Raw genomic sequence first — 20,721 nt, forward strand, 5'->3', positions numbered from 1 at the left:
AAACCGGGTACCTGCCTCAGATGTACTGAGGGGAAGAATGGACAGGAGCCGTATACGAGGCCCGTACGTACGGTTCTGTGAGAGGGATGAGGCGAGCTTGATCTGCTCGCCTCACCCTACTCGATTGCCCAGAGAAGCGGGTAGCTTTCGCGGAGATTTAGTCTGCTGCTGGTCGTAGCAGGCGGATTTCGTCGGCGGTGATCTTGCCGTTTTCGATTGAACCGGTCACTAGAACCCGGTCGCGCTTTTTGAAGGTGGACAGGTTAATTTCTTTGTCCTGCGCATCAATAAACCGGGTATCCCACACTTTAATCCCTTTCTCGATGTGCGATTTCAGGTGAATTTCCTTTTCGGCAATAATCGCCAGATTATCGTCTGGAACAATGTACATGACTCCTGCGTCCAAGCGGTAAGGTTGTTGACTCGCGGTTTCAGCGGCCATTAAAAGATTTCCTCTTGCGACAATGAGGAGGAAAGCCCCGAGAAACAGGATGAAGATATTTTTTTGAATTTTATGCATGCTGTCTCCTTGATGAAAGTGTGAGTTAATTAAGGTTTAACTGCCGCCAGAAAAATCGCTCAACTACATTTTTCTTCAAGTCTGGCCAAGGGTCAATATCGTCATCCTCATCATCATCATCTGAGGGGCCTTGTGTTCCGACTAAAACGATCGGCCCCTCTTCTGTCACGATTAGTGTCGGTGCTGGTGGAATGCCGGATTTTGCCAAGGGTAAACGTCGTTCTTCAACGAGGTTAAAGGCGTCTGCGCCGGTAAGATAATCCAACGCATAAAGATAGCCTGTTCCACTGCTGCCTGGGCTGGCACAGGGATCATTCCCGGCGTCACAGCTTCCATCGGCATTTGATTCAGGGACGAAGGTAGTGAAAAGGACAATACCAGAGAAAATAAGAGGTGATGAAACCAGCTTTTCACCTACAGAACTGCCATTTTTCTCGATCAAGCGCAGGAACCATCCCCTGTTGTTTGGTTTCTTAAGAGCAGTCTTTACGAAATTATTAAAATCAATACGCACTTGTTCATCTACTTGCTGGTCATGGATCCGATTGTCAGTGACATCAAGAATGAAATATTCTTCATCAGTAATTATGTGATTGTCGGATTTTGCTTTTACTGTACCATTGTCATTTTTATCGACATAGGCTTCGATGATTGTGGGTGAATTGTCAGGCCACTGCCAGTTGTTTTTTATGGCGTAGAAAACATTAACGGTGCCTGTTTCATTCGGGCGCGAACGGTCGCCGGTGCCAAAGAATACGAAGTCGCCTACTCGGTATTCGGTACGAATCTCTTCGCTAGAGCCGCCGGTTTCGTTGGCGGGGTAGGTAAAATTAACCGGATAATATTCGTAGGTAATTTCTGGAGCGTACCAGATTTTCTTGCCTGGGGCGCTATACAGTTTCAATTTCTGCTCCCAGTTCCCATCTTCTTGGCCGTCGTATTTGCCCTCAAAATCAGCGCTTTTGCTGGCATCACGATTACGATGGAAGATGTCATCTCGGAACGCGAAAAGATTTCCATTCAGATCACCGGCGTAGATGCGGGTGCTGGTTCCTGTGTATGGGCTGGGATAAGCGGCGGCGTCAATAATGGAATGGGTCATAGAAGCATAGTTAGAGTGACTGAACAGGCAGTTACTGAACAACGCGCCCGTCTGTGCGTCAATGGCAAATACGGCGCGGCCTATGCTGTCTTCTGTTGCTTTTTCTTCCCCTTCCTTGTCTTGGTTGATGTCGTAACCGCCTGATAGGAAGAAAACATCCTTGGTTTTGTAGGTAGAGTTATCCATGTAGCCCATGCGGCACGGTTGGGGTTCTGCCCAGGATTGTCCCAAAACCTCTTGGCCACTACCGAGGTGGTCCGCATCGATACTGTATTTATATAGCGGTGCACTGTGATTGGTCACATCCAAAGTGGTGTAGCTGAAACCGCCGCGCCGCTGACCGAAGATGAGTAATTTTTTGTCAGGGGTATTGGCACTACCATCGTCGTCATAGTGATACAGACTGGCGTTGCCATCGACAAAGTAGAGCAGATCATCTGCACTGCTCAGCAGGTTGATATTGGATAACAGATCAGGCGGAATAAAGCCCCAAAGCTCTTCGCCTGTGCTGTCATCAAAACAATGCAGCAAACCATCGTTGCCACCGACAAAAATGACGGATTTGTCGCCGGAACCATCGTAGGCGCCATCGTTGTCGATATCGTAATGTTCCACCAATGGCTGAAAGTGCAACAGGCTGCCCAAGGGCCAGTCATCAGCCACGCCTTGATGCACGGCATTTATGTCATCGAGGCTGAGACCTAAGCCCGGTGGGTCGGCCTCCGTGGCGGCTGTTAAAACCGTGTTGGTGGCCGTGAACAGGTTGCTGCTGTGGTTAAGGGCGCTGTTGCTGCCCGTGTAGGTGTACAGTACCCGATCTGTTGTACGGTCGCGCAGAAGTTCGCCGGCGCCACCGGCTGCTACATTTGGCCCGTCGGCTGCTGTGCACCAATAGGAGGTGGCGCTGTCGAAAATGGTGCCCTTGTCATTGGCTGCCGGATTACCAAACTTGTCCAAAATGGCACCGTCATCGGAAAGGCCAAATTTTTTCAGATTTCCAAGCCAGTTGCTCTGATTGGTGGGTTGAAACAGGCCAAGATAGATGTGATTTCCTGAAAATACGCCGTCCGCAGTGCTTACGGGCACCGTGGAGGCCGTAAACATTTCATTAAGCTGACCAATGGTATCGATGATATTGGTCAGCGATTCTCCCAGTTCAGCGGCGCTGGTGGCGGTATAGTACTCGCCGCCACCACGGCTGGCGGTGCTTTCCAGAAGATCCTGGTCTGTCTGAAAGCCAACCGTGTAGGTTGTAACTGTCTGATCGGGGAAATCTCCAGCTGAACCGAGTTCTGGTAGAAGATCGTTGGCATTTAAAAATTCGGCGACATCATCCAAATAGCTGTTGTTACCATCAGTTCCACTTTCAGTCAAGCGCTGGTTGATAATGTAGTTTAAGCTGTCAAGTTTGTCATCATCGTGCGTTGGCTCTCCATCGGTAACCAAAATAATATAATTTTTCTGACATCGAAATTCGATGGGACTGCTCGCGTTGTAGTTTTGACAACCATCATTGTCTTGTGTACAGGAATAGCTGTATTTCCCAAGGGGATAGCTGCTGCCGGTAGATGTTCCATTGAACCAACTTTGTTTTCCGGCGAAGTAGAGCCCCGCTTCTGCCATGGTTTCAGATAACGGTGTCCAGGTTGTGGAATAAAGAGTTCCGACCGCGCCAAAATCATTCTGTTCATTATCAAGCATGACGGAGGTTCCGGGAGTATATGAACCGATCAGGGTCTGCAACTCTGCACCGCATTTAGCCACGATGTAGCCGCCATTATCAGCGTTGCCCCCTGTATTGAATGCCATCAGACCAAAATTAACTTTTTCATGGTTTTGATAAATCAGATTGGCGACTACCTCTTTGGCCACTTCCATGCGGATACGATAAGCACCGCCTGATGCCAAAAAGTTGCGATAATTACCAAGCCGGTAATCATGGGCTGAGCCCGAGTTTGTGCATGTAACAATTCCTTTTTTTAGGCGGAGCTTTCCTTTCCAGGAACCTGTGGTTTTAAGTTGTGTACGAGCGGGTTCACAGGTCCAGTTCGCCGAGTCAATATCGGAAAAATAGAAATCCCAACTTTTTCCATCCTTTTCATAAACCCGGTTGGTTTCATAGTTTCCTGAATAGGTTACATTGGGATCGTAAGGTTCTCCTGGAACGTCGTTTTCGTCCATGCTGCCTGAATTGTCCAGGATAATCAGCACGTTGGGCTTGAGGCCCTCACCAATGCCGGAAACCCCGTAGATGTCGATATCGTCTGCTTGGGCGGTAAGAGCCATCAGCAGCAGACTGACCAGAAATAAGAATCGTGAAAGTTTCATAGGGTACTCCTTGTTCGGGGTAACGCCTGCCGATGGCAAGGCAGTAAAAAGACCTCATAGTTATGGTGTCTTATTGTGGAAATGCGCGAATCAGGCCCTCTTGAAGAATGACATTACGATCGTTTCTGGGTGAATAAGCGGTTAAGGCATAGCGCCTTAACACATTACCTGCTCCGTAGCCGCTTCCAGGAACTTTGGATGCGTCGGTTTTATGTTCAAGTACCGGAATCTGATTTGCCGGATGATTGGCGGCACTGCCAAATACGTCCGCATCTTCCCACGTGCTGATAATTGCTGCTGGAGAATCGATTTTACGAGCTTTGTAGATGGCGATAACCTCCCCGGCGCTGTTGGTGATTTCACTGCGATCATCGATGCCGTTTCCGTTAGCATCTGTACCCAGGGTGCCGGGTTCTGGGAAATAAGCAGCCGTTGTACTGTCTTTAACAAACTCACTGGTCATCCAATCCCGGTAATTTATTTTTGCAACCGTCAACCCCATTTCCTGGTTGTAAAAGTTTTCTCTGGTGATGCGGTCGTTGGTAGAAATCTGCAATTCCACTGTGGTGATGTTGGTGGCTAGAATGCCAATCGTGGTCAGGATGATCAGAAATAGCATGGCGCTGATCAGTACAAAGCCTTTTTCGTTGGTTTGTAGACGGTCGTTCATGAAATCCTCGTTTGGCGGAAATGCCATTATGGGGTCTTTATGGTGGACAGGATGAGTTCCTTGCTCTGCCCCTTGTCAAACCAGATGACGGTGACATCTACAGTTTTGCTGTCCGCTACCGGGGTATTTTCCTGGACATTCCAGATGATGTCATAGTTGCCACCGGCATCCAATTGATGGCCGTCGGCAACTTGATCTGCGCCATTGGTGAGGGTATAGATGCCGTTTGTGTCTTCTTCAAGGCGGTTGTCGTTATAATCCCAGCTGAAAATCTGTTCGATCTGATTACTGGCGATGTTGGCTGCTTCTGTAACCCGGTTGGCAACGGAGTTGCCCTTGATGGCCGAAATCTGCATCAGGGCCAGCCCCAGAATGCCGACGGCAAAGATTACCAGGGTGATGAGTACCTCAATCAGGGTGAAACCGGAAGAATCGGACAAAAGTTTTGGGCACATGATTCATCACTCCATGTTGCGGCATTGCACCGTGATGATTTGGAAGCGTCGGCGGAAGTTGTCGTTGTATGGCCCCCAGACGGCGCCGGATGCCGCGGTATAGGTTTGGGTATTGGTGAACTGCATGTCAGGTCGATCTGCGCGGGCCAAAAGGGAGGTTTGCACACTGCGGATTCTGCGAAGATTCGCAGCGATGCTGGTATCAAGAATTCCGCCATCTTGATCAAAGTAAAGAAACTCGATGGCCTGAATGTTGTCTGTTACTGGCTGTAAGCCTCCCCCGGTATCTCTACCAAGAGGAGCTACATCATTGTTGTCTACTATGCCATCGGGTTCGCTATCAAACTCATCTTTGAATCCATAAATAACCGATTCATTCGGGTCTTCGATGTCGCCGTCAGCATTAAGATCCTGCGTAAATCCAAAATGCCCAATCGTAGCGACTTCAATCCCGGCTCTGTCTGTTCCTGTGGGGTCGTATCCCGCCATGCGCATTTCGCGCACCATAAAATCTATGCCTGCACGGATGTTTTGCTGTACTTCTGCAACCTGATCTTGGGCCAGATAGCTCTTCTGCTGCGACTGGAAGGCCGCATAAACTGCTGTCAGCAACAGGCCGGATATGGCCAGAGCGATAAGGATTTCAACCAGAGTGAAGCCCCGTTGTTTCATGTGCGAAGCTAAGGGTTTATTCTTCATGACATTCATTCCTATTCAGGTTATTGCCAGCTGCCATCGGCGTCGGTGAAACTATGGGTTATTGGTTATTGCGGCATAACCGGCTATAGAGAGAGCTACATCGAACGAGCGTGATCTGGCGTTTCTGATTGTGACGGTACCTATTCGGTTTCCCAGAGGTAGTCCGCGAGAATTATAGCCCGTTCTCGCGCCGTTAAAGGTTGCAGTAACCAGCGAGCAGCCGGGCGGCATGGTGATCTGGAACAGCAATCGTTCACCGCCGTCTTGAACGGCATTGCCGGGAGTGCCTCCACCTTCACCGTCATCGATAAAAACGGTGTAGCCGCCGCCCGTAGCCGGAAACACAACGGTGGTGAATGCGATGCCGATACTGGTGTTGCGTTTGACGGCCTCAGATTTTGCTTTCTGCATGTTGGAAAACAGTTCTCGCGCGGCGCCACTCAACCGGTAGTTCGGCAGCCAGTTCATGATGCCGGGAATGGCGATGGCTGCGCTGATGGCGATAATGGCGACCACGATGATCAGTTCCATCAGCGTGAACCCGGTTTGTCGGTTGCGTTGTTTCATGGCTTGTGTCCTTTTTGAATCGCTCATCATCACAAGAGGGCTGTGGCCAACTTTTATGAAAGTTTTGTGCCAGCGCCCAAGTTGCTGATTTATTTCGTTTTGGGGTGCGCGAATCGTGCAATTCCTGCATAGTGTACGCAATTTTTGCACAATAAGGCCAGTGCGGTTCGGCTGCTTTCGGGACCTGGGGATTTTGAGACGGGGAGGGTGAAAAGCGCATTCCTGCCTCAGGCATCGACGCACTTCGTCCCTTAGGTAAACTCGGCGAGCAAATTTATACGATGTGACGGTGATCGCCCTGGGGTTACCAAAAGGGCTTTTAGTCCTTCAGATAAACGCCCAGGGCGCTTTGGAATCAGAACAGACTGGGAGGTCTGTGGAGGGAGCAACCATGAGAGCGGATTTTGTGTTAGTGCACCAACTGCAGCCAGGCACGCCCGCTGCCATTTTCCTGTTCATTGAGCAACAGAAGAACGGCTAAATCTTTTCCTGAACGTTCGACCAGAGCAAAGTCGATGATGAAGGCTTCCACCCCGGCGAAGGGCCGTTCCAAGTGTAGCCCTTGGCGATCACGTACGATACGCACCACGGCATCCTGGCCATTCGGTTTGCCGAGCAGTGGTAAACCCGAACTGCGTTTTCTTTCGATGGTGTAGGCAGCCCCATCGGTACCGAAACTGACTCGACGCGGTAGGGGAAAATTGCGTTCACGCACTTGGTCTTCCTTGCTGAACCCCGAGCGGTACTCGGGGGTTTCCAAGGGAATAGCGATCTCGGGGCCGCGGAATTCGCCGAGGTCTGCCAGTAGGGTTGTTCCCGGTACCGCCTTTCCGGAAACCCGATCAACCACCTGCATGCGTCTCGCCTCGTCCCAGCCCAGGGCCTCGTCGGCGCTGAAGGGAGAGATGTCATAGAGGCTTCCCCCGCCCCAAGGGCACGGCTTTTTATCGGGGATAAAGGTGTTGTCGGCTGTTTCCACAAGAGGAAACACCGGCCCGACAAAGGGATCGTAAGCGCCGCGATTCTGGGTAAAGGCACGGTTTTGTACTGCCCGGACATAACTTCCCAAATCTTTTCCACGCAGGGACAATCCGGCATCGTTCACATTAAAAATCCAGGTATGCAGATGGGATTCGGTTCCCTGATAAATGCCCCGATGATCCTGTGCCCAGTTGCCGATTATTTCCGGTTTTCCGTCGTTCTCAAGATCAGCGAGGTCGAGGTGCAAGGGGCGCAGAGGAGACAGCGGCGCTTCGATTCGTTCACTTTCCGCCAGGCCGTCTTTGCTCAAACGCAGTCTTTTCAAGGCGGATCCGTCTTGTACCACCAGCTCCAGCTGTTCTGGCGTGGGGGCATCAAGAATCACCAAAGCCGCCGGTGCCCCGGCGATCTCGACAGGGCCCTTCGGCAATCCGGCAGCCTCTGCGTCGGAAGGACTCAACACCGTAACGTCGGTTTTCACCGGCGGTAAAATCAAACGGTTTGGCTTTTCGGTTGCTGTGGCGGGCATGGGTGTGGGCGGCGGGGTCACCGCTTGGGAAACCGGCTGAACGGGCGGCTCAGCTACCAAGGGCGCGGCGATCTTCACCGGAGCAGGAACCGCGGCGGTGGTGTGGAGGGCCGGAGATGTTTGCGACAGGTTTGAGGATGTCGCCGGTGTTACGGCGATTCGACGCTCGAAAGCGATAATTGCTTGGTCGGCGGCCCGGCTCAGGGCGAGAACCGTCCCTTTGTCCTCCAGGCGATGGTCCAGGATGAGCCCCTCTTTGACGACCGCATTGGGGTTGGCCGGGATGACGACGAAACCGCGCTCCAGCAACAGTTCAAGTAACTCCTGCACAGCCGGTGCAGTGAGGGGCTCTGCGATGTTGGTGCGCAGAGTGACCAGCTTAGGGCCATCCCAGAGGGACAGAGACCCTTCTATTTTGGGCCAGTCGCCGGCCTGAGCTGAAAGGGTAAAGAAGAGAGGAAGGATCAGTACAAAGAAGATGAAACGTCGGAAATATGGCATTGAAACTGCTCCTTTGCTGTCCGTCCGCGCGAAACTGGCCGGATCACCGTCGTGGGAAGGAAACTGCGGAGGTCCCAAAGAGAACCTCCGCAGTCGGTAAGCAGGGTGCCGCAGTGATCACCCTAGTAGGTCCAAGACAGGGTCAGGGCGTTGACCATGGCCAAGTCGTCGCCGAACTGATCCTCAATCCCGTCTCCGGGGATAAAGGTGCTGAAGATGTAGTCAATGCTGAAGTTTTTATTGAAGGCATACATCATTTGCAGGTCGAAGGTGGTCCCGGCATAGTCGTCAACTTTCTTGCCGGGGTTCTTCTTGTTGGTCAGATTGTCGGTCTCGTCGTACCAGATGAAAAAAGCCTGGGTTTTATACATGAGGTTGTTGACAAGAGAGGAGAGATCCCCCTGGGTGCCGACGGCAACAAGCTTCTGGCCGGGGTTATCGCCGGAACCGGCATTGCCGATCCCGCCGTACTGATGGCTGCCCAGCGCGCGTTCCGGCGAGTAGGAATAGAGGGTAGCACCGTAACTCTGGCCGAGGTCTTCGCTGAGAATGCTGCCGTCCATCCCCATAAGCCCGGTGAAACGGCCGATGTCGGTGATTCCGACCCAGCCATCGACGTCGTTGTCGGTGGCATCATCGTCACCTTGGGTGTAGCGGAAGGCGACGTAAGGATTGAACGCCTTGCTAACTGGAACTTCGACCCCGGCGAAGAGTGCCCAGGATGAGATGTCACCGCCGCCTGCGCTATCATCGAAATCACCGTCGGCTCCGACGATTTCAAAAAAGGGCTTAATGGGACCGGTGGTTCCGGTCAACTCCAAGCCGTAATAGTGAATCTGGGCCATCCTCCAGTCATTGTCGCTATAGGCGTAAAGAGGACTCAAGGTCAGGCCGAACTCGCCGGGGGCGGGCTTGGCTGCTCCAAGGGTGTAATCCAGCTTGACAGAGTAGACCCGCCAGTCGTTTTCATCTGCGGATTCGTAAGGCTGTGTTGTCTGCCATGAGATATTGTTTTGAATCGGGATGTAGAGAACCTCATATTTGGCTGCATCACTTAACTTGCCGCGAAAGCCGAGGAAGGGATGATCGTCGCCGTAGAGCAGACCGCCGGTCTTGATGTCGAGAGCGCGGATATCCCAACCGGTCTGTAGTTCGAGTTGAGGGAGAAAGGTGTAGAGCAGTTCCAGGCGTTCGATGCCGAATTCACCGCCGGTGTTAGGAGAATTATATTTCTCCGCCCCGATATAGTAGGAACGATCGGCGGTGTCTTTTTCGTAAACAACATCCGCTTCAGCGATCATTTTGATTTTCCACTTGTCCCCTTCGGCTTTCCAGCCGAGACGGATCTCACCGCGAATGTGTTCCCCTTTGGTGAGGCCGGCCTCGCTGACAATCGACTTGTCCGAGGTGCTGTCCTGGAAGTCAAAGTTGCTATAGAAGGTCGGTTTGACCTTGGCGGTGCCGAAGAACTCGATTTCCGCCTGGGCCTGGGTGGTGAGCAGGAAGAGCCCAAGCAGGGCGCATCCCAAGATTTTTCTTTTTCCGTTCATCTCCTGTTCTCCTGTTCGATTCGCAATGTGGATTGAAAGAGTAGGCCGTTTAGTTTGACGAAGATGGCAGGTTCTCCGAAAAAAACGGCCTACGATGAGTTGGAAGTTGGCAGAACTCAAGTTGTCTGAATCGGTTATAAAAAGCCCGGCTTCCGCCGAGCTTGATGGAACAGTATCAATTCCCTGTTTGCAAGGGAAGGGCTAAAAGGGTGCTGTTTCCGGTTTCTCCGAAAAGGCTGCCAGGTTGCGAAGCAACCAGCAGGGCGCGGTTTTTGGCGACCGTCAGCCCTTGCAGGGGGACATCAAGTTCGCCCCCCATGGAGCCGCGGACAAAGCGGCCGTTTTGGTATTTGAGCACGTGCAGCCAGCTTTTGCTGATGCCGGGACCGATTCCGGGAGCGCGAAAAGCGCTGCCCTCGGCGGCGACGGCGACCAGTTCGGGACGGCCGTCACCATCGAGATCGGCGGCTGTCGGTGCTACCTCGAAGGAGGCCGTGGTGGTCAGCTGATCGGCGGCACCGGGGTTAATGGCATAGGTGAATACTGACTGGCTGCCCCCAATGGTCTTCGCTGATTCGTATAGTTTTTTGTTGCCGTCATAAATATAGAGGACCCGATTGAAGACATAGACGGCTTCCTGACGACCATCGCCGGTCAGGTCGACTAAAGTACTCCCCTGCACGGGAAAAGAACCGGGAAGATCGAACCCGAGGTCAACCCGCTCGATTTTGTCACCGCGCGACTGCAGTTCGTAGATGCGGGGACCGAAAAAGACGTCGCGATCGAACTCCTGGGCCAGGAGCGTTTCTTTGATCCCGTCGCCGTTACGGTCGAAGCTGCCGAGCAGATAATTTAACCCTTGACGAACCGGAACAAGAGAACTGCCTGTGAATTCGAAAATCGAGCCGGAGATCTTCTTGCCGGTTTGAGGTCCAAAAGCGACATTCTGATCGACAGCTTGGGTCGCCGCCAGATAGAGCGGTCCGGATGGTTGCGGCTGCCACCAATGCAGGGACAACAGTTTTCCAGGTTGGCTGGGTTTCTCTGCGGCCAGCGGCTGCAGGGTTTCAGTCACAGCGAAGATTTCGATCTTTCCCCCGTCGGTGGTGGCCAGCAGCAACCGGTTGCCGTCCGGGGAAAAGTCGGCCATCAGGGTTTTCCCTGGGAGATCGCCGACATTGACAAAATTACTATAAGCGACTTCGTAAGCGACATTCCCGTCCATTTTTTGCGGGGCTGCTTCCAAGCGGTAGGGGGCCGCAGTGGTATTCCCCTGTTGTACTTTCTGCTCAAGGGCCTGAAGCCGTTCTTCCAGCCCGGAGGCCGGGATGGCCGATGTCGCCGGTAACGATGTCGAGGCCGCCAGAATCGGCGTCGCTGGTGACGGAACATTCAGCGGCGCCGGATAGGCGTGGATGGTCTGGAACCCGATGCCGCGCACATCCAGGCCGTCGTTGCGCAGGATAAAGATCAAAGCCGGTTCGTCTGTTGTCGGTGGGCTAGGTTTCTGAGGACGGTTGGCCTGGGCGACGGCGTAATCCAGCCAATTAAGATGGGGCAGCGCTGCTTTCAATTTGGCGAAAAAGGCCTCTCCCTGTCCAGTATAATCCCAGAGAGCGGCGGATACCTGGCCATAGCGACGCACAATATCCCCCCGCCCGATGCCCTGGACCGGTCCCACCGGCCGCACATAGGAATAGCCGGAACGTACCCGGGTGACCACAAGCAAGCCCTTTACCTCATCGAGGGTGCCCAAGACCTTGTTGGTGACCGGGTGAACGATTTTGGTTCCCGTTTGGATCACGCTGAAAAGGTCACCGGCCACCACGCCGTTACCGGCATCCTGGTCAATGATGAATTCATCCTGAACCGGCATGATGACCACGCCCGAAAGATCCTTGAAATCCTTGGCGACGGCGTCGACGGAAGCGTGCGCCTGCAGGGCGCCGAGCAGCAGAGGAATGAGAACCAGCACAGAGAGGAAAGATCGTGGTATCAAGGTTGAATCTCCTGTCGGTTAAACGTTGGTAACGGGTCAGGCAGGTGAAGGGGCAAACAAAACGGCACGAAAAAGGGCCATGCCATTGTACTGATGAAGACGTCCTTGTCCATGAAAAAGAACAGGCCGGACGTTTCGTCCGGCCTGTTCTTAAAAGCTTCGGTAGAGCGAGTTCGCCGGGTTAGAAGCTGTAGCGAACGCGCATGGTGCTGCGGTAGATATCGGTATCCGATTCGCCGTCCTGCTGATCGGCCATTTCCCAGTAATCCATGCCGTCGTCGGCGAAGAGATAACCGAGGTTGAGGGCAAGTTCGACATTCGGGTAGAGGGCGTACGAGACATACGCATCAATTTCGGTGCCGAGTTTGTCTTCTTTGCTGTTGTCGGCCAGGGTCAGATCCTCGGCGGTCATCACATACATGAGCGCTCCGCCGACCTTGAGTTTGTCGGTCGCTTGGTGGTCAACTGCAAGCTTGTTGAAGAAGATACCTTTGTTGAGGATGTAGGGCGCTTCGGTGAAGTAGTTGTCGTCCGTATAGCCACCTTCGAAGAAGATAACGCTGTCGAACCGGTCAAGGTCGGTCGCAATGAAGTTATCCATATCGGTGTCCGTATCGTCGTCGTCGCCTGAAGCATACCAGCTGGTATAGGTCAGCTTGGTTTTCCCGAAGGTGAAGCCGAGGTCGGCATGCAAGAGGTAGCCTTGGATGTCGGAGTCTGCTCCGGTAGCATCCTGAGCATCGCCGTCCTGGAACATCAGATCCCAGTTGGCGAAGAGGTTGCCGGCAGACATGCTTCCGTCGACACCTAACGTCAACAGGTCGTAATCGACGTTATTAACCTCTTTTAGCAGGTACGAATAAGTGGGAGCGGCCGCATCATCACCGGGGTTGGCCATCTGATAGAGAGCGAAGAGTCCCAGCTTCACTTCTTCTGCAGGTCTCATGTCGCCGCGGAGCAGGAAGGCATCGGCGTCTTCAAAAAAATCGTCTTCCTCATCATCGTTGAAATATTCTTTGCCGCGCATCCAGGCCAAGGTGTAGTCGACAGGACCAGCATCCCCTGTGAGTTTAACGCCCATGGCGGTTTCATGCCAGAGAAAGCTGTTGACGCTGAAGGGTTGCAAGCCGATGACCAGGCGGGTTTTGTCGCCGGCGGGGAGCTGAATGTCGGTATAAGCGAAGCGGGTCTCGATATTGACGCCGTCGCCGGAATAACCGGCACCTCCACCTTTAGTGTAGTTCTGGCCAAAACGCATAGCCCCCAGTTCGACGGCGTAAACGGCCTTGACTTTACCGTCGTTGGTCGAAGCTTCGGTTTGCAGGCGATATTTGATCTCACCGAAGAACTCATCGACATCATCCTCATCAATCGAGCCTTTCGTTCCCGTATCTTTAACCCCTTCTACACCATTATATAAGCCGGCCTGATTGGTGTAGAGATTGAAGCGATGGTTCATATCGCCGCTGAACTTGAAGTCGGCTGCCGTCGCCGGCAAGGCCAGGGCCAAGGCGGCAGCGACCATCATGAATATTCTGATTTTTCTCACTTTTGCCTCCTGATGTGAATAGCGATCAAAAAATTGGGTGGCCGACCGTCCTGATACCGGAAAGCCTGTTGGGTCTGGTTCGCAAGGTCGAGTTAGCCTCCCAGCGCAGCTTCGAATTCGTAACCGCAAGCAGGGCACTTGACTTTGGTGGTGGTACCACCTTTGGTCGTGGCGCAAGCCGAAAGTGAAACGGCCAGCATGGTTGCCAGCAACAGGGTTATCATCTTCTTCATACTTTTCACCTCCCTTCGTCAGAGTCCATTGATGGACCAGATTCTATGACTGTCGATCTGGTGAAACCGGATGGCGTCGCAAAAAAACGCCAACTGCTGCGTTGCTGTCCTCGTCTCGCCGCTTCAACGTACCTAATGACTACGTTTCATGGCTCGACCATGGCGCGCCTTGAATTTGGCGCTTCTTGCCCGCCCATCCCGAAGGATGTTTTGTGCGATAGCATCAAGCCTAGAACAAATAAAACGTACATCAGTCATACAGCAAGGAGAATGCCAATAGAAATAGTCCCAGAATACCTTCAATGAAAACTTTTAAGTGGTTTGAATAATTTGACTATTTTCTGTGTTTGGCCTTCGGTTGAAAGTTTTTCGGCATTTCTTCTACTGTGCTGCTTTTGCAACACTGTTGCTGGGCATCAACGAAAGATCGATTATTAAAGGGGCTGCCAGTCAGGACTTCTAGGGTTTCGGGCTCACCGGTAGTTTGTCAAATTCAGCCTTGATCTGTCCGGCAGTGAGAATGTTCCCGTCCCGCATGACCTTGAAATCGCGGTTGATGAGAATGACCCTCGGGATCAGGTAGACATTGTAAGCTTTGAGCGCCTGACCGTCGTCGACCATGGTGTAGTGAGGGAATCCGTATTGGGTCTTGTCCTGGTACGCGCGCACCATTTTTCCCGAGTCTTGCAGGTAGACCTCGACCACGCGGATATTTTTCTCTTTCAGGTAGGCGGCGGCCTGGATGAATTCGTTGCTCTGCTGCAGACAGGTGGGGCACCAGGTGGTGGCCAATTTGAGAATGATCAGCTCCCCCTTGAGGTCGGAGAGTTTGAAGGGGGTGCCGTCGATATCCGTGAGTTGAAAGTCGGGGGGCGAGGAGCCCGGTTCCACGGCCGAGGCGGAGACCGCGGCAATGAGGACCGTGAACAGTACTGAAAGGGACAGCAAAACCTTTTTCATGAATTTCTCCTTGATATGAGAAATAAGGCGAATATGCCGCCGTTCAGTCTAGCAACGCGTGCCGCCAAGTCAATCGCTGGGTGCACTGTCTGTTCGGGTTCTTCGGGCTTTTGGAACTCCAGCAAATAGCTGTTTTATCAAGCAGGTGCTCAGTATATTTTCATCCTTCTTAAAGTCAAGGTAAAACTTTTCTGCTACTATAGATTACTGTAATTGCTTATCTATTTGTCATAGATAAAAAAAAACGATGTTATTTTAGGAGAGATCGCGACTCAAAATTCATGCCGGTTGACAGATTTCGGTAAGGACTCCGCCCGTGGCTTTGGGATGAAGAAAGGCGATGAGGCTGTGATGGGCGCCGTGACGGGGGCTTTCGTCGATCAGGCGGACGCCGCTCGCTTTCAGGCGTGCGAGGGTCGCGACAATATCCTCCACCTGATAGGCGATGTGATGGATCCCTTCGCCGTTCTTTTCGAGAAATTTCGCTACCGACGAATCGGGCGAGGTCGGTTCCAGCAGTTCGATGCGGCTTTCCCCCACGCCGAGAAAGGCCACCCTGACCTTCTGTTCGGCCACCTCCTCGGTTCCCTCGAAGGGCATGCCGAGTACGTCGCGATAAAAGGAGAGAGAGGTGTCAAGACTTTTCACGGCGATACCGATGTGATTGATCAACAGGGTCATGATGGCTCCTGATTGTTAGGGTTGGATTAGGAAAGGGCTAAGGTTTATCTGCGGCGGGGGGGGAACCCTTGGGCCGCCCCGGTTTCGTCATTGCTCCACCAGGAAACGCAGGGCGGCGTCTTAAGGTCGCCTAAACGCCTCCAGCAGGCGGCGGGCGGCGGCGCCGGGGGTGGTGACGCCCTGGTCGACGGCGTCCTGGAGGCGAGGGAGCAGGGCGTCGACCTTGGGGTCGTGCAGAAAAAGCTGTTTCAACTCGTCCATGACGAGAGTCCACATCCAGTCGACGGCCTGCCGCCGACGCTTTTCGGCGAATTCGCCGCTCGCTTCCATGGTCCGGCGAAATTCGCGGATGGTTTCCCAGGCTTCGGCGATTCCTTCCCCGTGCAGAGCGCTGCAGAGCAGGGCCGGTACCTGCCAGTTCGCGCTTTTCGGCTTGAGGAGATGCAGGGCGTTGACGTATTGGCTCCGGGCCAGTTCGGCGCGGGGGCGGTTTTCCCCCTCGGCTTTATTGATGAGGATGGCGTCGGCGATTTCCATCACCCCTTTTTTGATCCCCTGCAATTCGTCGCCGGCCCCCGGCAATTGCAACAAAAGGAAGAAATCGACCATCGAGGCGACGGTAATTTCCGACTGGCCGACGCCGACGGTTTCAACGATGACCACATCGTAACCGGCGGCCTCGCACAGCAGCATGGTTTCGCGGGTTTTGCGGGCCACCCCGCCGAGGGTACTGCCGGCGGGGGAGGGGCGGATGAAGGCGTTGGGATCGCGGGAGAGTTCTTCCATGCGCGTCTTGTCGCCGAGAATGCTGCCGCCGGAGATCTGCGAACTGGGGTCGACGGCGAGAACCGCGACCTTGTGGCCGGAACGGGTGAGGTGCAGGCCGAAGGCTTCGATGAAGGTGCTCTTGCCGACGCCGGGCACGCCGGAGATGCCGATGCGCATGGCCTTGCCCGAGGCGGGAAGAAGCCCTTCGAGGAGGGCGGACGCCGCCCGGAAATGGTCAGCGTTGCTGCTTTCGATGAGGGTAATGGCCTTGGCCAGGGCGCGCAATTGCCCCTGTTTTACCCCTTCGGCAAGATCGTGGATTTTGTGCAAGAAAAACCTCGGTTCGCTGTAGGGGCGACCCATCGGGTCGCCCCTACGGTCATATACGCGTAAGGGCGACGCATGCGTCGCCCCTACCTGGAAAACAGAATGATCTGTGCCTGTTACCGCCGTTTTTCCTCAATGGCGTCGAGGGTCTGGGTGGCGGAGACGGTGATCGGGGTGCCGGGTCCGAAGATGCGTGAAGCCCCGGCAGCAAGCAGTTCGTCGTAATCCTGGCGGGGGATGACGCCGCCGCAGACGATGACGATGTCGTCGGCGCCGAGTTTCTTCAGCTCGGCGGCGAGTTGCGGCACCAGGGTCTTGTGGCCGGCGGCGAGACTGGAGACGCCGACCACATGCACGTCGTTCTCCACCGCCATTTTCGCCGCTTCTTCGGGGGTCTGGAAGAGCGGCCCCATGTCGACGTCGAAGCCGGCATCGGCGTAGGCGGTGGCGACGACCTTGGCTCCCCGGTCGTGTCCGTCTTGGCCCATCTTGGCCACGAGAATGCGCGGCCGGCGCCCTTCGGCGGCGGCAAAAGCGTCGATACGTTTTTTCAGTGCGGTAAAATCCTGGTCCTTTTCCACGACGGATCCATAGGCTCCCGAAACAAGTTTGATTTCGGCCCGATGTCGGCCGAAGACTTTTTCCATGGCGTCGGAAATCTCTCCTACCGAGGCACGCAGGCGGGCGGCTTCGACGCACAGGCCGAGAAGGTTGGCTTGCGGATTCTCGCACACAGCGGTGATGGCGGCAAGGGCCTTTTGACAGGCGGCCTCATCCCGTTCGGCGCGCATCTTTTTCAGCCGGGCGATCTGCCCTTCGCGCACCGCCGTGTTGTCGATATCGAGAACGTCGATCGGTTCTTCCTTGGCCAGTCGGTACTTGTTGACGCCGACGATAACCTCCCGTCCCGAGTCGATGGCCGCCTGCTTTTTCGCCGCCGACTCTTCGATACGCAGTTTCGGCATCCCCGACTCGATGGCCTTGGTCATGCCGCCCAATCCATCGATCTCGGCAAGAATCTTGCGCGCCTCGTCGATCAGGGCGGCGGTCAGCGATTCGACGTAGTAGGAGCCGCCCAAGGGATCGACGACGTTGGTCACGCCCGATTCCTCCTGAATGATGAGCTGGGTGTTGCGGGCGATGCGGGCCGACTGGTCGGTGGGCAGGGCGATGGCTTCGTCGAGGGCGTTGGTGTGCAGCGACTGGGTGCCGCCGAGAACCGCCGCCAGCGCTTCGAGGGTGGTGCGGATGACGTTGTTGTAGGGATCCTGCTCGGTGAGGCTCCAACCCGAGGTCTGGCAGTGGGTGCGCAGCATCAGCGATTTGGGATTTTTCGGCTGGAACCGCTGCATCAGGTCGGCCCAGAGGAAACGGGCGGCACGCAGCTTGGCGGCTTCCATGAAGAAGTTCATGCCGATGGCGAAGAAGAAAGAGAGGCGTGGGGCAAAGGTGTCGACGTCAAGCCCCTTGGCCAGGGCCGCCTTGACGTACTCGATGCCGTCGGCCAGGGTGAAGGCCAACTCCAATGCGTTATTCGCCCCGGCTTCCTGAATGTGGTAGCCGGAGATGGAAATGGAGTTGAACTTGGGCATGTACCGGCTGGTGTACTCGATGATGTCGGAGATGATCCGCATCGACGGTTCCGGCGGGTAGATGTAGGTATTGCGGACCATGAACTCCTTAAGGATGTCGTTCTGGATGGTCCCGGCCAGTTTTTCCTGGGCGACGCCCTGCTCCTCGGCGGCGACGATGTAGTTGGCCATGATCGGCAGGACCGCGCCGTTCATGGTCATCGACACCGAAACCTGGTCTAGGGGGATGTCGGAGAAGAGGATTTTCATATCCTCCACCGAATCGATGGCGACTCCGGCCTTGCCGACATCGCCGACCACCCGGGGATGGTCCGAATCGTAACCGCGATGGGTGGCCAGGTCGAAGGCGACGGAGAGGCCCTGCTGACCGGCGGCAAGGTTGCGTTTGTAGAAGGCGTTCGATTCCTCGGCGGTGGAAAAACCCGCATACTGGCGCACGGTCCACGGGCGCCCGGCGTACATGGAGGCCATCGGCCCGCGCACGAAGGGAGCGATGCCGGGAAGGGTGTCGGCGCTCTCCAACTTTTCCACATCGGCCTTGGTGTAGAGCGGCTTGACCCGGATGCCTTCGGGGGTATCCCACTGCAATTTATCCAGATTGTCGGCCTTGAGTTCCTTCCTGACCTGCGCTTCCCAATCGCTGAGGGACTTTTTCTCGAACGAGCTCATTCGCGGAAAACCTTTCTGTGTAGCGGTGAGGAGTGAGGGGTGAAGAGTGAGGTGTCTGTCCTTTCTCCTCACTCCTCACTCCTCACGTTCCTAATCAACGGGTGACGACGGCGACAACCTGGACTTCGTTGCCATCGTAGGAGAGCAGTCGGTGACGGAGGGAGGAATCGAAGTAGATGGCGTCCCCCTCTTCGAGGACAATCCGTTCCTCGTCGAGAAGGATTTCCGCCCGCCCTTTGAGGATGAGCAGGAACTCTTCCCCTTCGTGGTTGTAGAGGGTTTCCTCACCGGCCCGTTCGGAAACGGTCACCAGGAAGGGTTCCATCTTCTTGTTGTGCTTGCGGAAGGAAAGGGCTTCGTAGGTATAACCGTGGCCGGTGCCGGCCTTGGAAATAACCCGGTTGATGACTCGCCGGGCATCCTTGCGTACCACCTCGTATTTGTGCTCTTCTTCCTCTTCCTCGAAGAAGTGCCCCATTTTCACGTCGAAAAAGCGCGCCAGCTTGGAGAGAGTGGCGATCGGGGGAGAGACGTTGTTATTTTCGATCTGTGAGATGAGCGCGGGGGAGAAGCCGGTTTCGCGGGCGACATCCTGCAACGTCAGTTTGCGCGCCTTGCGGAGCTTCTTGATCTTCGCGCCGATTTTGTATTCCATTGAATCGTCCCGTAAAAAACAAAAAGTGGTTTTATTCCAATCGGATATATCGAAAAAGGGGGATGTTGTCAATAGAATTAATTTACCTTAGATAAAAACATTTATTCAAACTAAACAGCTATTTAGGACTCCCGGCAAAGCCTCCGCGCAGGGGGTGGCCGTTGACATTTCCGGGGGAATCCTCTAATTTGAGTGGGAACGGAAGGCCGTTTCATCCGCGCCTTCCGTTCCTTTTCGCGCTTCACTTCAACGAGTAAAGGATTCCTCTTGTCTTCTGCCCCGTCCCTGCAACTCCCCCTGGGTCTGCGTCTCTGGCCGCCACAGCCCGGAAGCCCCACTCCGATCTATACCGAGGGCTATGTCTTTGGCCCCCTGGAAAACACCACCGATTCCTATCGCTTCTCGATCATGGTCGACGCCGACCGGATTCCCGGTCTGCTCGCCGCACTGGTGGCGCGTCTGCCCGAGGAGATGTTTTTCATCCTTGAATACTACGACAACGAAGCGGCCGCCTCACAGGAGGAAAATCCCGCTCCGACCATCTACTATTCCCCCTATCTGCCGACCGCGGAAATTCTCGAAGCGATCGAGTCTTATCTGCCGCGCCTGATTCACGACGGCTTTGTCGGTTTTGGCCTGGCCAACAACCGCGAGGGGATTGAGATCTTCTATTCAGAGGAAAAGGTTCTGACCTGCTTCACCGGCAATCATCTGCGTATTACCGACCTGCTGGAGAGTCGGGGCATCCGTCACGATCCCCATCTGCTCTTCCCCACGGACAGCGGACACGACCATCTGTCGCTCATGTGTCTGCCGCGCCGGTCACTCCCCGCGCCCTTCGCCGAAATGAGCGACAGCGACCTCGATTACGCCTGTTTCTGCGAGGAGATCGGTGATCTCCTCGATATGTACCCGGTGGCCGACGATTTCGCTTTTTTCCTCTCGAAGAAGGAGCAGGACCAGATCGAGGCGCTCTTGATTGCACATCCGGATTACGAGGAGTTTGCCGAGGAGGATTTCGGCGGTCTGCTCCTCGACTGGAGCGACTTCGTCAGCGAGTGCGTCGCCGGATTTGAGGGGGATCTCTGGGAGTATCGCCAAGGTCTGCGGCTGCGCGACCTGATCGAGTTCGTCATCAGCGAAACGACACCGGCGCTGGCCGAAAAGATCCGCGAAATCGTCGCCGAAAGCGATGAACGCCTCCGGGAAAATCTGGTCGACCGGCGCAAGCGTCTCGACCCGCCGGAGGAAGGCGCTCCTACAGGCGGGAATCTTTTCTGGTACCAGGGGATCGTTCGTAACCAGGGGGCGCCCCTGCGCCGCGACCTGATCCGCCAGGGCTGGTATCAGTCGTGAGCCGCCCTGCGTTTTCCACCGCCTCTACCA

17 protein-coding genes are annotated in these 20,721 nt (G+C 54.6%); 1 reads left to right on the forward strand and 16 read right to left on the reverse strand.

The genetic code is table 11. From position 1 onward, the window contains the following. Positions 1-157: 157 nt before the first annotated feature. The 16 genes from RBR25_RS05370 to RBR25_RS05445 all read right to left on the reverse strand — a co-directional run bounded on the left by RBR25_RS05370 (position 158) and on the right by RBR25_RS05445 (position 19,335). Entirely contained in the window at positions 158-520 is a 363-nt protein-coding gene (locus RBR25_RS05370; protein ID WP_092058556.1) for a hypothetical protein, read from the reverse strand. A 25-nt stretch (positions 521-545) separates the two neighbouring features. Then, the gene (locus tag RBR25_RS05375; RefSeq protein ID WP_432818512.1) at positions 546-3,950 is read right to left on the reverse strand and encodes a pilus assembly protein; all 3,405 of its coding nucleotides are present in this window, start codon (positions 3,948-3,950) and stop codon (positions 546-548) included. Positions 3,951-4,020: 70 nt separating this feature from the next. Further along, the gene (locus RBR25_RS05380) at positions 4,021-4,620 is read right to left on the reverse strand and encodes a pilus assembly PilX N-terminal domain-containing protein (protein WP_432818513.1); all 600 of its coding nucleotides are present in this window, start codon (positions 4,618-4,620) and stop codon (positions 4,021-4,023) included. A 26-nt stretch (positions 4,621-4,646) separates the two neighbouring features. Next, positions 4,647-5,075, reverse strand: coding sequence for a type IV pilus modification PilV family protein (locus tag RBR25_RS05385; RefSeq protein WP_432818514.1), 429 nt, complete (start codon positions 5,073-5,075; stop codon positions 4,647-4,649). 6 nt (positions 5,076-5,081) lie between these two features. After that, the gene (locus RBR25_RS05390) at positions 5,082-5,774 is read right to left on the reverse strand and encodes a prepilin-type N-terminal cleavage/methylation domain-containing protein (protein WP_432818515.1); all 693 of its coding nucleotides are present in this window, start codon (positions 5,772-5,774) and stop codon (positions 5,082-5,084) included. A gap of 51 nt (positions 5,775-5,825) precedes the next feature. Further along, a complete protein-coding gene (locus RBR25_RS05395) occupies positions 5,826-6,341 on the reverse strand; it encodes a GspH/FimT family pseudopilin (RefSeq protein WP_432818516.1) in 516 nt (171 codons plus the stop codon). Between the two features lie 409 nt (positions 6,342-6,750). After that, positions 6,751-8,352 (reverse strand): hypothetical protein, encoded by a 1,602-nt coding sequence (locus RBR25_RS05400; protein WP_432818517.1) that lies wholly within the window; start codon positions 8,350-8,352, stop codon positions 6,751-6,753. Positions 8,353-8,474: 122 nt separating this feature from the next. Next, positions 8,475-9,902, reverse strand: coding sequence for a hypothetical protein (locus tag RBR25_RS05405; RefSeq protein WP_432818518.1), 1,428 nt, complete (start codon positions 9,900-9,902; stop codon positions 8,475-8,477). 175 nt (positions 9,903-10,077) lie between these two features. Then, on the reverse strand, positions 10,078-11,901 hold the full coding sequence (locus RBR25_RS05410) for an FG-GAP repeat domain-containing protein (RefSeq protein WP_432818519.1): 1,824 nt from the start codon (positions 11,899-11,901) through the stop codon (positions 10,078-10,080). Positions 11,902-12,082: 181 nt separating this feature from the next. Then, positions 12,083-13,450: a hypothetical protein gene (locus RBR25_RS05415; RefSeq protein ID WP_432818520.1), complete on the reverse strand. Its 1,368-nt coding sequence runs from the start codon at positions 13,448-13,450 to the stop codon at positions 12,083-12,085. Positions 13,451-13,542: 92 nt separating this feature from the next. Then, the gene (locus RBR25_RS05420; RefSeq protein ID WP_432818521.1) at positions 13,543-13,683 is read right to left on the reverse strand and encodes a hypothetical protein; all 141 of its coding nucleotides are present in this window, start codon (positions 13,681-13,683) and stop codon (positions 13,543-13,545) included. Between the two features lie 459 nt (positions 13,684-14,142). Then, positions 14,143-14,643: a TlpA family protein disulfide reductase gene (locus RBR25_RS05425; protein ID WP_432818522.1), complete on the reverse strand. Its 501-nt coding sequence runs from the start codon at positions 14,641-14,643 to the stop codon at positions 14,143-14,145. Positions 14,644-14,922: 279 nt separating this feature from the next. Continuing rightward, a complete protein-coding gene (gene mce / locus RBR25_RS05430) occupies positions 14,923-15,324 on the reverse strand; it encodes a methylmalonyl-CoA epimerase (protein WP_432818523.1) in 402 nt (133 codons plus the stop codon). A gap of 120 nt (positions 15,325-15,444) precedes the next feature. Next, positions 15,445-16,455, reverse strand: coding sequence for a methylmalonyl Co-A mutase-associated GTPase MeaB (meaB, locus tag RBR25_RS05435; RefSeq protein WP_432818524.1), 1,011 nt, complete (start codon positions 16,453-16,455; stop codon positions 15,445-15,447). A gap of 80 nt (positions 16,456-16,535) precedes the next feature. After that, a complete protein-coding gene (gene scpA / locus RBR25_RS05440) occupies positions 16,536-18,680 on the reverse strand; it encodes a methylmalonyl-CoA mutase (protein ID WP_432818525.1) in 2,145 nt (714 codons plus the stop codon). A gap of 94 nt (positions 18,681-18,774) precedes the next feature. Then, positions 18,775-19,335: a helix-turn-helix domain-containing protein gene (locus tag RBR25_RS05445; protein ID WP_432818526.1), complete on the reverse strand. Its 561-nt coding sequence runs from the start codon at positions 19,333-19,335 to the stop codon at positions 18,775-18,777. A gap of 267 nt (positions 19,336-19,602) precedes the next feature. Between RBR25_RS05445 and RBR25_RS05450 the strand changes: the two genes are divergently transcribed. Then, positions 19,603-20,691 (forward strand): hypothetical protein, encoded by a 1,089-nt coding sequence (locus tag RBR25_RS05450; protein ID WP_432818527.1) that lies wholly within the window; start codon positions 19,603-19,605, stop codon positions 20,689-20,691. Positions 20,692-20,721 lie beyond the last annotated feature (30 nt).

The sequence above is a fragment of the Trichloromonas sp. genome (assembly GCF_034006665.1).
In the GTDB taxonomy this organism is placed as follows: Bacteria; Desulfobacterota; Desulfuromonadia; order Desulfuromonadales; family Trichloromonadaceae; genus Trichloromonas.

Bases quoted from the DNA above. Each gene is read 5' to 3' on its own strand.
- RBR25_RS05405 (WP_432818518.1), bottom strand. From the start codon at position 9,902: ATGAACGGAAAAAGAAAAATCTTGGGATGCGCCCTGCTTGGGCTCTTC.
- RBR25_RS05425 (WP_432818522.1), bottom strand. From the start codon at position 14,643: ATGAAAAAGGTTTTGCTGTCCCTTTCAGTACTGTTCACGGTCCTCATT.
- RBR25_RS05390 (WP_432818515.1), bottom strand. From the start codon at position 5,774: ATGAAGAATAAACCCTTAGCTTCGCACATGAAACAACGGGGCTTCACT.
- RBR25_RS05380 (WP_432818513.1), bottom strand. From the start codon at position 4,620: ATGAACGACCGTCTACAAACCAACGAAAAAGGCTTTGTACTGATCAGC.
- RBR25_RS05370 (WP_092058556.1), bottom strand. From the start codon at position 520: ATGCATAAAATTCAAAAAAATATCTTCATCCTGTTTCTCGGGGCTTTC.
- mce (WP_432818523.1), bottom strand. From the start codon at position 15,324: ATGACCCTGTTGATCAATCACATCGGTATCGCCGTGAAAAGTCTTGAC.
- RBR25_RS05395 (WP_432818516.1), bottom strand. From the start codon at position 6,341: ATGAAACAACGCAACCGACAAACCGGGTTCACGCTGATGGAACTGATC.
- RBR25_RS05375 (WP_432818512.1), bottom strand. From the start codon at position 3,950: ATGAAACTTTCACGATTCTTATTTCTGGTCAGTCTGCTGCTGATGGCT.
- scpA (WP_432818525.1), bottom strand. From the start codon at position 18,680: ATGAGCTCGTTCGAGAAAAAGTCCCTCAGCGATTGGGAAGCGCAGGTC.
- RBR25_RS05445 (WP_432818526.1), bottom strand. From the start codon at position 19,335: ATGGAATACAAAATCGGCGCGAAGATCAAGAAGCTCCGCAAGGCGCGC.
- RBR25_RS05400 (WP_432818517.1), bottom strand. From the start codon at position 8,352: ATGCCATATTTCCGACGTTTCATCTTCTTTGTACTGATCCTTCCTCTC.
- RBR25_RS05420 (WP_432818521.1), bottom strand. From the start codon at position 13,683: ATGAAGAAGATGATAACCCTGTTGCTGGCAACCATGCTGGCCGTTTCA.
- meaB (WP_432818524.1), bottom strand. From the start codon at position 16,455: ATGGGTCGCCCCTACAGCGAACCGAGGTTTTTCTTGCACAAAATCCAC.
- RBR25_RS05385 (WP_432818514.1), bottom strand. From the start codon at position 5,075: ATGTGCCCAAAACTTTTGTCCGATTCTTCCGGTTTCACCCTGATTGAG.